Source organism: Runella sp. (assembly GCF_027484545.1).
GTDB lineage: Bacteria > Bacteroidota > Bacteroidia > Cytophagales > Spirosomataceae > Runella.
In genome coordinates, this window is the sequence record NZ_JAIXST010000193.1 from 1 (window position 1) to 12001 (window position 12001).

General features: G+C 42.9%; 14 protein-coding genes. 7 read left to right on the plus strand and 7 right to left on the minus strand.

Annotation, left to right across the window (positions count from 1 at the left end; genetic code table 11):
* Nucleotides 1-245: 245 nt before the first annotated feature.
* On the plus strand, nt 246-545 hold the full coding sequence (locus tag Q0081_RS17875) for a muconolactone Delta-isomerase family protein (RefSeq protein ID WP_298356199.1): 300 nt from the start codon (nt 246-248) through the stop codon (nt 543-545).
* 49 nt (nt 546-594) lie between these two features.
* Nucleotides 595-2379, plus strand: a complete 1785-nt coding sequence (locus Q0081_RS17880) for a MutS-related protein (protein ID WP_298356204.1) — start codon at nt 595-597, stop codon at nt 2377-2379.
* A 113-nt stretch (nt 2380-2492) separates the two neighbouring features.
* Here the strand turns inward: Q0081_RS17880 and Q0081_RS17885 are convergent, their stop codons facing one another.
* The 3 genes from Q0081_RS17885 to Q0081_RS17895 form a co-directional block, all read right to left on the minus strand.
* A complete protein-coding gene (locus Q0081_RS17885; RefSeq protein WP_298356207.1) occupies nt 2493-3206 on the minus strand; it encodes a YebC/PmpR family DNA-binding transcriptional regulator in 714 nt (237 codons plus the stop codon).
* Between the two features lie 84 nt (nt 3207-3290).
* Entirely contained in the window at nt 3291-4526 is a 1236-nt protein-coding gene (gene lysA, locus Q0081_RS17890; RefSeq protein ID WP_298356210.1) for a diaminopimelate decarboxylase, read from the minus strand.
* A gap of 45 nt (nt 4527-4571) precedes the next feature.
* On the minus strand, nt 4572-5306 hold the full coding sequence (locus tag Q0081_RS17895) for a class I SAM-dependent methyltransferase (RefSeq protein WP_298356213.1): 735 nt from the start codon (nt 5304-5306) through the stop codon (nt 4572-4574).
* A gap of 72 nt (nt 5307-5378) precedes the next feature.
* Between Q0081_RS17895 and Q0081_RS17900 the strand changes: the two genes are divergently transcribed.
* From Q0081_RS17900 to Q0081_RS17910, 3 genes are read left to right on the plus strand one after another with little or no spacing between them, the layout of a single operon-like run.
* Complete coding sequence (locus Q0081_RS17900; protein ID WP_298356216.1) at nt 5379-6065, plus strand: hypothetical protein; 687 nt, start codon at nt 5379-5381, stop codon at nt 6063-6065.
* 9 nt (nt 6066-6074) lie between these two features.
* Nucleotides 6075-6707: an alkaline phosphatase D family protein gene (locus tag Q0081_RS17905; protein WP_298356219.1), complete on the plus strand. Its 633-nt coding sequence runs from the start codon at nt 6075-6077 to the stop codon at nt 6705-6707.
* Between the two features lie 31 nt (nt 6708-6738).
* Nucleotides 6739-7518: an amidohydrolase gene (locus Q0081_RS17910; protein WP_298356221.1), complete on the plus strand. Its 780-nt coding sequence runs from the start codon at nt 6739-6741 to the stop codon at nt 7516-7518.
* 13 nt (nt 7519-7531) lie between these two features.
* On the opposite strand, the gene Q0081_RS17915 is transcribed toward Q0081_RS17910, so the two are convergent.
* From Q0081_RS17915 to rpoN, 4 genes are all read right to left on the minus strand, one after another.
* The gene (locus tag Q0081_RS17915; protein ID WP_298356224.1) at nt 7532-7828 is read right to left on the minus strand and encodes a putative quinol monooxygenase; all 297 of its coding nucleotides are present in this window, start codon (nt 7826-7828) and stop codon (nt 7532-7534) included.
* A 130-nt stretch (nt 7829-7958) separates the two neighbouring features.
* Nucleotides 7959-8738, minus strand: a complete 780-nt coding sequence (locus Q0081_RS17920; protein WP_298356227.1) for an enoyl-CoA hydratase/isomerase family protein — start codon at nt 8736-8738, stop codon at nt 7959-7961.
* Between the two features lie 56 nt (nt 8739-8794).
* Nucleotides 8795-9382 carry a hypothetical protein gene (locus Q0081_RS17925; protein WP_298356230.1) on the minus strand — a complete coding sequence of 196 codons (588 nt, stop codon included), beginning with the start codon at nt 9380-9382 and terminating at the stop codon, nt 8795-8797.
* A 143-nt stretch (nt 9383-9525) separates the two neighbouring features.
* On the minus strand, nt 9526-10983 hold the full coding sequence (rpoN, locus tag Q0081_RS17930) for an RNA polymerase factor sigma-54 (RefSeq protein ID WP_298356233.1): 1458 nt from the start codon (nt 10981-10983) through the stop codon (nt 9526-9528).
* A 431-nt stretch (nt 10984-11414) separates the two neighbouring features.
* Between rpoN and Q0081_RS17935 the strand changes: the two genes are divergently transcribed.
* Nucleotides 11415-11678, plus strand: a complete 264-nt coding sequence (locus Q0081_RS17935; RefSeq protein WP_298356236.1) for a hypothetical protein — start codon at nt 11415-11417, stop codon at nt 11676-11678.
* Nucleotides 11629-11916, plus strand: coding sequence for a hypothetical protein (locus Q0081_RS17940; protein WP_298356239.1), 288 nt, complete (start codon nt 11629-11631; stop codon nt 11914-11916). Before Q0081_RS17935 ends, Q0081_RS17940 begins: the two co-directional genes overlap by 50 nt.
* The last annotated feature ends 85 nt before the right edge of the window (nt 11917-12001 follow it).

Below are 12001 nucleotides of genomic sequence, written 5' to 3' on the forward strand. Positions count from 1 at the left end.
AAACAGAAATATGAAAGCTATCAAAGTGAATTGGTCATTTACTACTGAAAAAGCTCGAACAAAAATGCAAAATAGATATAATGAAATTAATGTACAAAATTAAATTGCTACAACACTACTTACCTCCGGCATTAGTTTCATTTATTGAATCTGCGGCAAAATTAATTCTAAAGTCGCAAACCACAACCTTCCGAACCATTTACGGGCAATGTCTGTTATTTTGATGTATAAACAAAAACTGAAATATGAGTCAATTCATGGTCGAATTTATTCTCCCCGACGAAATGACGGAGGAGTTTGTAGCAAAAATCCCACGTCAACGCCTTAAAATCAATCAGTTGATGGAGAAAGGGAAAATTACGGCCTATTCACTATCCGCCGACCGAACCAAACTTTGGTGCGTTCTCAAAGCAGAAACAGAATTTGATGTAATGGAAATCATCTCGGAATTTCCGTTGATTGATTTTATGCGCCCTACCATCACCGAATTGATGTTCAATAACACCGCCACCGCCGTAAAACTACCGATGTTTTCGCTGAATTAACTACTGTTTTTCAACCCAACATTACTACATTTGAGGAAAAATCGCAGCTGTGACTCCTTCTGAAGTATTTGAACAACGCCAAACTGTATTCCTCCAACAAGCCGAAGTATTCCAACGTCGTTATAGCCAACTTTCAACGGCACGTCTTTCCATCTTCCTTGCGACCATAGCACTGACATGGGGACTGTATCGAATTAATTCAATGGCTGCCTTGGCAACAGGTGTGTTTGGTTTAATTATTTTTGCCGTTGTTTTACGGAAACACCAAAAAACCGCGCGTGAACGTGACTTGTACCGAGCCCTCGCAGAAATTAACAAAGACGAGATTTCGCGTCTTTCTCTGCATTTTTCCCGAGCGGAAACGGGCGAATCCTTTGCCGTTAAAAATCACGCTTATTGCAACGATTTGGATGTTTTCGGGCCTCATTCGCTCTTCCGATTACTTAATCGTGCTCATACACGAGTAGGTATGCAGACATTGGCCGATTGGCTGCTTGACCCCGCTGACCCCATCGAGCTCGCTGTTCGACAGCTGGCTATCACTGAACTTACTCCCCTACTCGACTGGCGGCAAGAAATGGAAGCAGTTGCTCGCTTGGAAAAGCAAATTGCCGAATCGACTGATTTTTTGCACCACTGGCTTCAAGCGGGCGAAAACGAGTCTATTCTACGGTGGAAGCATCTTCGATGGTTCCCCATTTTAACCATTGCGGGTATCATTTCTGCTTTTATGGGGCTGATTCCTTGGATAGTTGTCGTTTTACTTTTGGGTTTTCACGGTTTTATTTTGGGTAAACTAAACCATTCCGTCAAGGCGTATGCCGAACAATCGAATGGAATTGTGGATACACTTAAAGCTTTTTCAGCTTTGTTGGAAAAAATTGAGAATCATTCTTTTACTTCGGCCAAACTGCGTCAATTGCAAAGTCAGTTGAAAGTTTCTGCCACTGCTTCCAAAAGCATTCAGGAGTTAGCTTCCGTGACAGAAAATCTTAATTTTCGCCTGAACCCTTATTTTATGCTTGCCATTGGGCTACCTACGCTTTGGGATTTGCAATGGATGACTAAACTCGAAGTTTGGAAACGTACCCACCAACACCATCTTAAAATTTGGCTCCATGTTTTGGGAGAATTTGAAACGCTGAGCAGTTTAGCGGGCTTTGCTTACGCCAATCCATCCTATCCTTTTGCCGAAATTTCACCAAACGATTTTCACTTGAAAGCGACCAAAGCGGGACATCCAATGATTTTGGGCGAGAAACGCGTGAGTAATGATTTTGAAATCAACGAAGTAGGACAAACGGCTATCATCACGGGTTCTAACATGTCGGGAAAGAGTACTTTTTTAAGAACGTTGGGCATTAACACCGTACTCGCTCTGTCGGGTTCAGTTGTGTGTGCGGAGTCATTTTCGTGTTCAATTGTGCGGATATTTACCAGTATGCGTACTCAAGACTCATTAGAAGAAAATACATCATCTTTTTATGCCGAACTGAAACGCCTGCAATCTTTGCTTCAATTGGCCAAGTCTTCGGGAATTCCAGTCTTCTATTTTTTAGACGAAATACTAAAGGGAACCAACTCTGCTGACCGTCACCGTGGCGCAGAAGCCCTTATCAAGCAGTTGCATTTACTAAATAGTTCCGGCTTTGTTTCTACCCACGACCTTGAGTTGGGCCAAATGGAAACGCAGCACGATTACATAGCCAATTACAGTTTCAATTCGACCTTTTCGGAAGGAGAACTACATTTTGATTATCACTTGCAACCAGGCATTTGTCGCGAGTTCAACGCCACGGCTCTTATGCGGCAAATTGGGATTGAAATCGCTTGAAAAGGGGAAAAAGTGTAAAGTTAAAAGTGTAAAGAAATTCATTTATAAAACAGGAAAGCGAGCTTATGGCTCGCTTTCCTGACTTCTGACTTCTGACTTCTGACTTCTGACTTCTACTTCATATTCGTGTACACATTCTGCACGTCGTCGTCTTCTTCGAGGCGTTCGATAAGTTTGTCCACCTCGGCCATTTGTTCTTCCGTCAATTCTTTCAATTCAGTCGGGATACGCGTAAATTCTGCCCCTTTTAGTTCAAAACCTTTTTCTTCCAAAAATTTCTGAATAGTTCCAAAGGCAGTAAATTCACCGTAGATATTAATTTCGTTGGTTTCGTCGTCCAAGAACACTTCCTCGGCTCCAAAATCAATCAATTCAAACTCAAGTTCTTCTAAATCAACGCCTTCATTGGCGATTTTAAAGACACACTTGCGTTCAAACAAAAAGTCCAGCATCCCGGAAATTCCAAGACTGCCGCCTAATTTGTTGAAATAACTGCGAACGTTAGCAACAGTACGGTTGGTATTGTCAGTGGTAGCTTCGATAAGAATCGCAATACCGTGCGGGCCTTTTCCTTCATACACCAACTCTTTATAGTCTTCTTGCTCTTTGGAAATTGCTCGTTTAATGGCCCGTTCGACGTTGTCTTTGGGCATATTGGCGGCCTTGGAGTTTTGGATTACCGCCCGCAAACGTGAATTATTTTGCGGATCAGGACCACCTGCTTTTACGGCCATTACGATATCTTTTCCAATCCGGGTGAAGACTTTCGCCATCATGCCCCAACGTTTCAGTTTACTTGCTTTTCGGTATTCAAACGCGCGTCCCATATCTTAATGAGTGATTTGTGAATTAGTGAATTAGTGAATTTTTATTGCCGTGACCGGTGAAAATACTAGCTACTTGGGAGGGCATTACAACTCTAAAAGTATCTGATTTTTAAGAATGTCTTCCATGGTTTCCCGTTGACGAATGAGGTGAGCTTTGCCTTCATAAATCAACACTTCAGCCGGACGAAAACGACTGTTGTAATGACTGCTCATCGTAAATCCGTACGCCCCGGCATTGAGCAAAGCAAGTATATCGCCTTCACGTACTTCGTTGATTTCCCGGTCTTTGGCAAAGGTATCAGTTTCACAAATATAACCTACGACATCGTACGTTTCGGTTTTGACTCCTTCAGGATTCGATACGTTGACAATGTGATGGTATGCATCATACATCATCGGACGGATAAGGTGATTCAATCCTGAATTCACTCCCACAAAAGTACGACTCGGAGCGGGTTTAACGACGTTGGCCTGTACCAATAAATACCCTGCTTCACTTACCAAAAATTTACCCGGTTCAAACCAAAGCTGCAGTTCATGACCCAGTTTTTTGCTTAAATCCAGAAATGCCTCGCTGAGGTGAGCCCCCAATTCAGGCATATTGGTAATATGGTCTCCTTTTTTGTAAGCTACTTTAAAACCGCCTCCCAAATCTATAATTTGAAGATTAGGGAATGATTCGGCAAATTCAAAAATCACGGCAGCTGCCCGAACAAACGCATCGGCTTCCTTGATGTCAGAACCGGTATGTTGATGTAAGCCTACCACGTTGATGCCGTATTGCTTCACAATCCGGAGAATGTCTTCGCGTTGGCGTATGTCAATCCCAAATTTTGAACCTTCGTGGGCAGTCATGATTTTGACGTTGCCTCCTGCCGCTACGTTGGGTTTGATACGAATCATGCAGGGAGCACTTCCGCTGTAACGCTGACCGAATTTTTCAAGAACAATGAGGTTATCCAAATTGATCATCGAACCGGCTGCTACTGCGGCTTCAATCTCGTCAAACGACACGCCGCTGGGAGTAAACGTAACTTGGCTCCCCGTATAACCTGCGTGAAGTGCCAATTGCAGTTCCTGCGGAGAGACAACATCAATTTCAACGCCGTTTTGGCGCATCAATTTCAAAATAGAAATATTGGTAAGCGCCTTGCAGGCAAACTTAATTTTCAGGTTGACATTGGGAAAAGCGCCGCGCAATTGGTTGATTTTTTCGACAATTTTGTCAGCGTCGTAAACATAAAGCGGAGTGCCAAATTGCTGTGCTATATCAAGTACAGGAATGTCTTGGATTGTGTATTGGTGGTTGCTAATCTGCATCAGGTTGAATTTCGAGCCGCAAAGATAGTGGTTGCTTCTGCTTTTTCAAACCTTCCCTACTTGGGTAAACACCGGAAAAGTAACCGTTTTTGTCTTTTCTCCTCCCCAAAAGTCGGCTAATTTCTGCTGCAAGTCTATTACGGGGTTTATTTGGTTGATTCGTTCAAACTTGCGCACGCTCGACCACGTATGAAGATAATTGCAGAGTTGGGCCAAGGTCCACTCGTAGGTTTGAAGAAATACTTTTTTTTCTACATTTCGGTAAGGAAACGGTATTTCAGCGTATTGATTTTCGACGTGACGCCGCTCTTTGTCCCAGTACTCCCCAACAGTATTTTGGTAAAAATCGTTAATGACAACGTCAATTTCAGGAGAAACCCGGACTAATTCATAGGTCCAAACTGCTATCAATGAATTTGGTTTTCCAACTCGTTTAACTTCATCATTAAACCGCTCAAAATCAAACCAATGCAATGCTTGACCTACCGTAATTAAATCAAATGAGTCCTCGGCAAAAGGTGTTATTTCTGCGGAACAAACATGGTAGTGGACGTTAGAAAGCGGTTTGGCCTGTTGCATTTGGGCTTCGCTGATGTCAGTGGCTTCCACTTTGTTAAATCGTTCAACCAAAACGTTGGCTACCTGACCATTGCCCGTACCGCAATCCCACGCGTGGTCAACCTTTTCTACCCGCTCAAACATCCAATCGTACAACGCCTTTGGATACGTGGGACGATACAAGGCGTAGTCAGCAGCATGACCTGAAAACAAATCTTTCATAAAATGATAAACTGAGGAAGTGAGGTTTGATTACGCGATTGTCGTTAAATTGCGTCGAAAAAAACCATACGCATGAAAAAAATCTCCTTCCTCTTTTACACCGCATGGGCGGCCCCGTTTTTACTTTTCACTTTAACCTCTCTCGCCCAAGTACAATCAGGACCGATGGTAGGTTATTCCGAAATGCGCGAAGTATTGCTTTGGGTTCAAACCAAGCAGGCAGCCAAAGTAAAGTTTATGTATTGGGAACAAGGCAATACAGCTCTGAAAATGAGTACGGAAGAAATGGTGACCAATAAAAACACGGCCTTTGTAGCACGGCTCATCGCTGACCAAGTGCAACCGTCCAAAAAATATGACTATGAAGTTTGGGTAGACAATAAAAAAATCAATGTGAGTTATCCGCTTAGTTTTCAGGCGCAAGTGCTTTGGCAGTTCAGAACAGATCCGCCTACCTACAAATTTGCATTTGGCAGTTGCGCCTACGTCAACGACGCGCCCTACGACCGTCCTGCGCCCTACGGTGCGGAATATGAGATTTTCACGTCCATTGCCGCCAAAAAACCTGATTTTATGGTGTGGGGGGGTGATAACACCTACCTGCGTGAACCGGATTGGAATACCCGTACGGGCATTTTGTATCGCAATACCCATACGCGCTCTTTACCCGAAATGCAACCGCTTTTGGGGTCAACGCATCACTACGCTATCTGGGATGACCACGATTTTGGACCTAATGATTCCGACCGCGGCTTTTAGCTTAAAAACATGACCTCAGAAGCATTTCGTTTGTTTTGGGGAAATCCCAACTATATTTTTGAAGGAGCATGTACGGGCACTTTTGAGTGGGGGGATGCGCAGTTTTTCTTATTGGATGACCGTTGGTTTAGAGCCCCTAACGACCGCAACGACGACCGTACTTACTTTGGGAAAGCACAAATCCAATGGTTGATTGATGCGCTGGTATTCAGTAAGGCAAACTTTAAATTTATCGTGACGGGTGGGCAAATCATCAATGCCGCTTCTCTTTTTGAGAATTATGCCATTTTTGCGGAAGAACGCAATTATTTATTGCAACGCATTGCCGATGAAAAAATCCCAGGTGTTATCTTCCTAACTGGTGACCGTCACCACACCATCCTACATCGCCTCAATCGTTTCGGTACTTATCCGTTGTATGATTTTACAGTTTCGCCGCTGACTTCCGGTCCGGGCAAGCCCAACGACAAAGAAAAAACAACCGATACATTTGTTGAAGGAACATCCGTAGAGAATAAACGCAACTTCAGTACATTTGAGATAACCGGAAAAGCTGATAATCGCGTGTTGAAAGTCTCTATTTTTGATTCAAAAGGAGTAGAACAATGGCAACGGGAAATCAAGGCAAGTGAATTGAAGTAGTTTTCAGGTTTATTAGTCATTTACACAAAAGATGGATTTAAAAGTAGCTCTCGTTCAAACCGTTTTACATTGGGAAAACCCAACGGCCAACATGGCTATGTTGGAAGAAAAAATCGCGGCCATGGAGCAATCAGTGGATTTGATTGTGTTGCCCGAAATGTTTACAACGGGTTTTACCATGAATCCGGCTGCGGTAGCCGAGCCAATGAACCTGACTACTTTTAAATGGATGCGACAAATGGCAGCCCAAACAGGCGCTGTTGTTACGGGGAGTTACGTTATGAGAGAGGGTCAAAGTTACTATAATCGTCTATTGTGGATGCAGCCCGACGGTGAGTATGATAGCTACGACAAACGTCATTTGTTTAGAATGGCCAAAGAACACGAATCGTACACGGGAGGTACTCAACGAATCATCAAAGAATGGAAAGGCTGGAAAATTTGTCCGCTGATCTGCTACGATTTACGATTTCCAGTATGGGCACGAAACGTAAATATGGAATACGACTTACTGCTTTACGTAGCCAATTGGCCTTCGGTTCGTCGTCAGGCTTGGAACCTACTTCTGCAAGCAAGAGCTATCGAAAACCTGAGTTACGTCATCGGAGTCAACCGCGTAGGAGACGATGCCAATGGGCTGCCTTACGCGGGTGACTCCGCTTTGATTGATTTTAAAGGAGAAGTCCTGTTAAGGAAATCAGACGAAGAAGGAATTTACGTATATAGCCTTCAAAAAGAAACACTTACAGCTTTCCGAGAGCGCTTTCCGGCGTATTTGGATGCCGACCAATTCAGTATCAAAACAGAATAATCCATGCTGAAATTTAGGCCAGCTCCTGCAATCTTTCCACAGAATAAGCCAACGGTTTGTCGGCAAAAAGTACTTTTGTTTTTGCCCAAGTCGTCTTGAATAATTCGGAGTCCCGGTACCGATTGAGTGCAGTGGCATCGTCCCAATAACTGTAGGTCATAAACACGTTAGGCAGGTCTAAGTCGCGCAAAAGCTCCAATCGATGACAGCCGGGCATGGCACGTATCTTTTCTTTAGATTCTTCAAAAACAGTTAAAAAATCAGCCACTTTATCAGGCTGAAAGGTCATTCGTACTATTCGGATAAGCATATATTGGAAAACGGATAACGAATATACAGCGGGACCCGCAGCGGCAGACCGTGCCCGCGCGGTAACGAATACACGGAAATTAGAAAACGGTTACACGGTTATACAGATAACGGATAACGTCTCCCCCTGCTTATTTCCCCCGATAAACGGCTTTTCTCTTCTGTAAAAATGACATCATTCCTTCGGCAGCATCGTGGGTATGGCTAAGTTGGTCCTGTTGCACGGCTTCCAATTCGAGCATTTGTTCTAAATTAGAATAAAGCGATTGGTTCAGCGCCAGTTTCATCGCGCCAATGGCTTTGGTAGGCGCATTGCGATAATACGTCAACACATCACACAACTCAATATCCAACTCGCTTTCAGGTACGGCTTTATGAATCAAACCTAATGCCACCGCTTCAGGGGCATACACGCGCCTGCCCGTACTTGCTATTTCAAACGCTTTTTGCATTCCCACCAAACGCGGCAGAAAAAACGTCGAGCCGGCATCCGGCATGAGACCGATATTGACAAAAATCTGGCTCAAATAAGCCTCTTTAGATGCTATAATTAAATCACAAGCCAATGCCAACGAGCACCCGGCACCAGCGGCCACTCCATTAAGTCGACAAATGACCGGTTTGGGGATAGTCCGAATCGCCAAAATCATCGGATTGTAGTTTTGACGGAGCGATTCCCCCAAACCAGAAGCCTCTCCCATTCCTTCTTTCAAATCAGCACCGGAGCAAAACGCTTTTTCACCGGCACCCGTCAGCACCACCACCCGCACCGAATCATCCGCATGAGCTGCCTGAACCGCGGCGGTAATGTCCTTGAGAAGCCCCGGACTCAAGGCATTATAAACTTTGGGACGATTAAGCGTAATACGCGCTATCCCATCAGAGATTTCGTAGAGGATATTTTCGTACATAGGTTTTAGAAGTAAAAGATGAAGGACTGTTTCGGAATACAAATGAACAAATAATGTTACACAAACCACCACACAGTGATGAGACTTACTAAAATTCCTAAAAATACCCCTGCACCTACCTGAGCAGGCGTATGGGCATTGAGTTGTAAACGGGCGCTTACGAGCATACCACCTAAAACGAGGAATATCAGAAAAGGATAAAGGAGATTATTTTCACTGAATTTCACGGCAATGCCGAACACAGCACCTACGAATCCCCCAATGCCTGTACCGTGCGCACTGATTTTCCAACTCAGACTAATAAGTCCTACCAAGGCAATCGATACGGTGATACTTCCTAAAATTATTCCAATTTCGGGGGCAATTTCTGAAAGAGGGGCTAACTGATAACTAAAAAAGTAAGTGGCAAATGCGTAAAAAAACGCGGTCAGAAAATAAGGGAGTTTGCGGTCAGACAAATCGTCTAAATGCAGGCTTTTGACGTATCCGGCGCGGTAGAGGTAATAAATTCCCAAAGCAGGCACGAAAAAAGTAGTTATGCAAATGAAGCCCAACAACGTAAGTCGTATCAATGGCGTAAGCACATCAACACCGACAATGGAAGGAGAAGTGAAAAATAACAAACCCAACAAAAATGTGGGCATTAATAAGGGGTGGAGTATGACCGAAAGAAATTGGGCTAAGCGCGTATTCAAGGAGAAGTTATCTATTAGTGGTTATTCACAAATCAAAACTGTACAAAAGTACATCAATAATGAATAACGCTTACTTGGACAACCACTTTTCTCTACAACTGTTTTCTAAGTCGGGCTACAGGTATGTTGAGTTGTTCACGGTATTTGGCTACCGTACGGCGGGCAATATTGTACCCTTTTTCGTTCAACAACTTTTCAAGCTTGTCGTCTGATAAAGGATTTCCTTTCGGTTCGCTCTCAATCAGGTCTTTCAAGATTGATTTTACTTCCCGGCTGCTGGCGTCCTCCCCATATTCGGTTGAGATACCTTCCGAGAAGAAATATTTGAGCGGATACACCCCAAATTCGGTTTGTACGGCTTTGCTGTTAGCTACCCGCGATACCGTCGAAACATCCATATCAATACGCGTAGCAATGTCTTTCAAAATCATGGGTTTGAGACGAGTCTCATCCCCATCCATAAAAAACTCGTGTTGGTATTGAAGGATGGCATTCATGGTGCGCTGAAGGGTATTTTGACGTTGCTTGATTGCGTCAATAAACCACTTGGCAGCATCTAATTTTTGTTTTACAAAAGATACCGTTTCGCGAATATGTCGATTAGACTTATCGCTTTTGTCATAGGTATCGAGCATTTCGGCAAATGAACGACTGATGCGGAGTTCTGGCGCATTTTTGGAATTAAGGTGTACTTCCAGTTTGCCGTTGTTGTTATTAATCCAAAAATCCGGTAACAGGTATTGTGCCAAACCATCTTCACCTTCCACAGACCCCGGTTTTGGATTCAGTTTAGTGATGAGATTAATGACACATTTCATTTGCACATCGGTGATATTGAGTCTTTTTTGGATTTTATCGTAGTGCTTTTTAGAGAATTCTTCAAAAAAGGCTTCAATTACTTTAATTGCGTAAGTAACATATACATCGGCAGCGTCTTTTCTGCCAAGTTGTAACAAAAGGCACTCCTGCAAGTTTCTAGCACCGATTCCGGGAGGATCAAACGTTTGAATTTTCTTTAAAACCTGCTCTACTTCTTCAATGGAAGAATAAAATCCCTGCGAAAACGCCAAATCATTCACAATAGCCTGCAACGAACGACGAATATATCCGTCATTTTCAATGCTTCCCAATAGCTGCAAGCCAATCACAGCCTGACGGTCATTGAGTCGTAAATACCCAAATTGCTGAATTAAGGCATCATGAAGAGTCAGCATAGTAGCGATAGGCATTTCTCTATCCTCTTCAGGATAGTTGCCATCGCTGTACATTTTATACCCGCCATACTCGTCATGATGGAGATAATCATCCAAGCTAATGTCGTCACGATGATTGTATTCTTCATCATAATCGCTGTCGGCATTATCGTCATATGTATCATCCTTTGCGCTCAACTCTTCATCCATCCCCTCTTCCAATGCCGGATTAATCTCCAACTCCTCCTCAATTCGTGTTTCCAATTCCGCCGTTGGTATTTGTAATAACTTGATAAACTGAATCTGCTGCGGCGTTAGCTTCTGCTGTAAAGTCTGGTTTAGGCTTAATTTCTGCATGATAGCGTAGGGGTTATAGAGGATGTTCCATGCGTTTTGTTTTGGGTACATTTTACTTACAGAAAAGCCACTATCAATAGTCGTGCCAAAATTATAAATTCGAGTTATTTTTTTTATAATATTTTTTCGTTTTTGTTTTTAGTACAGTGTTTAATTAGTTACTTTATATTTTGCCCGCTGATTTACGCTGATGTTAAAAACCGCAGATAGCCGCAGATTTTGGGTTATTAATTCTGTTAATGAGCGTTCTGTGTCAATCCGCGTTGTATTTTAATCTCGGTTCGCCGTTGCGAGCGTTTGTCTGCGGGATAAAAAATAGCACAATACTTTTAAAACACTGTATTTAGGTACTGGATTATAAAGTTAGTTGGTATAAATAATTAGTTCGACAATAACTATTTTGCGTTAGAACACAAAACTGAATAATTCTTATGGCACAAATTCGATTGCAAATATTGGATGACAATGGAACTGAACTGGCTACTAAAAGCTATAATTTAGGGGATAGCTTAGATGATTTATCAAGGATAGAGCAACAAATCGAAACTCTTCGTCCAGAAATTTTGATAGATATAACCTCAGAGTTACTGTCAGCCGAGCAGTCAAAACACGAAAAAAACACTTTTAGTAAAGCGCGGTCATCGCATGGTAACAATAAAGACGCTCAATGGGTCATTTCGTTTTTCGGTTCGTAAATATGCCCTTGAGGGTCAAGTCAACACATGGATAAATCTAACAGACCCAGCTTTAGGAGAGCATTATGAAAGTAAACTATTAGAAGAGTATGTTTTAGAACAGGTTCGTGATGTAAGCTACGAGAAAGCCAGTAAAAACGCGGGCAAACGCATGGGTAATGCCACTATAAGTGATATGCGAATCCATGAAATGGTTAGAGCCTATGCTATTGGCAGTGCGCGCAAAGTAATGCTATAACAAAAAAATAGACAACGGGGGCAAATGCCTAACTTTGGAGTGACTAAACTCAAAGATTATGTACCTATTTTGCCCAAGTTGTCAC

What these genes read in the sequence shown, in the direction of transcription:
- lysA (WP_298356210.1), bottom strand. Translation starts at nt 4,526, where the DNA reads ATGCAGATTAGCAACCACCAATACACAATCCAAGACATTCCTGTACTT.
- Q0081_RS17885 (WP_298356207.1), bottom strand. Translation starts at nt 3,206, where the DNA reads ATGGGACGCGCGTTTGAATACCGAAAAGCAAGTAAACTGAAACGTTGG.
- rpoN (WP_298356233.1), bottom strand. Translation starts at nt 10,983, where the DNA reads ATGCAGAAATTAAGCCTAAACCAGACTTTACAGCAGAAGCTAACGCCG.
- Q0081_RS17935 (WP_298356236.1), top strand. Translation starts at nt 11,415, where the DNA reads ATGGCACAAATTCGATTGCAAATATTGGATGACAATGGAACTGAACTG.
- Q0081_RS17915 (WP_298356224.1), bottom strand. Translation starts at nt 7,828, where the DNA reads ATGCTTATCCGAATAGTACGAATGACCTTTCAGCCTGATAAAGTGGCT.
- Q0081_RS17920 (WP_298356227.1), bottom strand. Translation starts at nt 8,738, where the DNA reads ATGTACGAAAATATCCTCTACGAAATCTCTGATGGGATAGCGCGTATT.
- Q0081_RS17875 (WP_298356199.1), top strand. Translation starts at nt 246, where the DNA reads ATGAGTCAATTCATGGTCGAATTTATTCTCCCCGACGAAATGACGGAG.
- Q0081_RS17925 (WP_298356230.1), bottom strand. Translation starts at nt 9,382, where the DNA reads ATGCCCACATTTTTGTTGGGTTTGTTATTTTTCACTTCTCCTTCCATT.
- Q0081_RS17940 (WP_298356239.1), top strand. Translation starts at nt 11,629, where the DNA reads ATGGTAACAATAAAGACGCTCAATGGGTCATTTCGTTTTTCGGTTCGT.
- Q0081_RS17900 (WP_298356216.1), top strand. Translation starts at nt 5,379, where the DNA reads ATGAAAAAAATCTCCTTCCTCTTTTACACCGCATGGGCGGCCCCGTTT.
- Q0081_RS17910 (WP_298356221.1), top strand. Translation starts at nt 6,739, where the DNA reads ATGGATTTAAAAGTAGCTCTCGTTCAAACCGTTTTACATTGGGAAAAC.
- Q0081_RS17905 (WP_298356219.1), top strand. Translation starts at nt 6,075, where the DNA reads ATGACCTCAGAAGCATTTCGTTTGTTTTGGGGAAATCCCAACTATATT.
- Q0081_RS17895 (WP_298356213.1), bottom strand. Translation starts at nt 5,306, where the DNA reads ATGAAAGATTTGTTTTCAGGTCATGCTGCTGACTACGCCTTGTATCGT.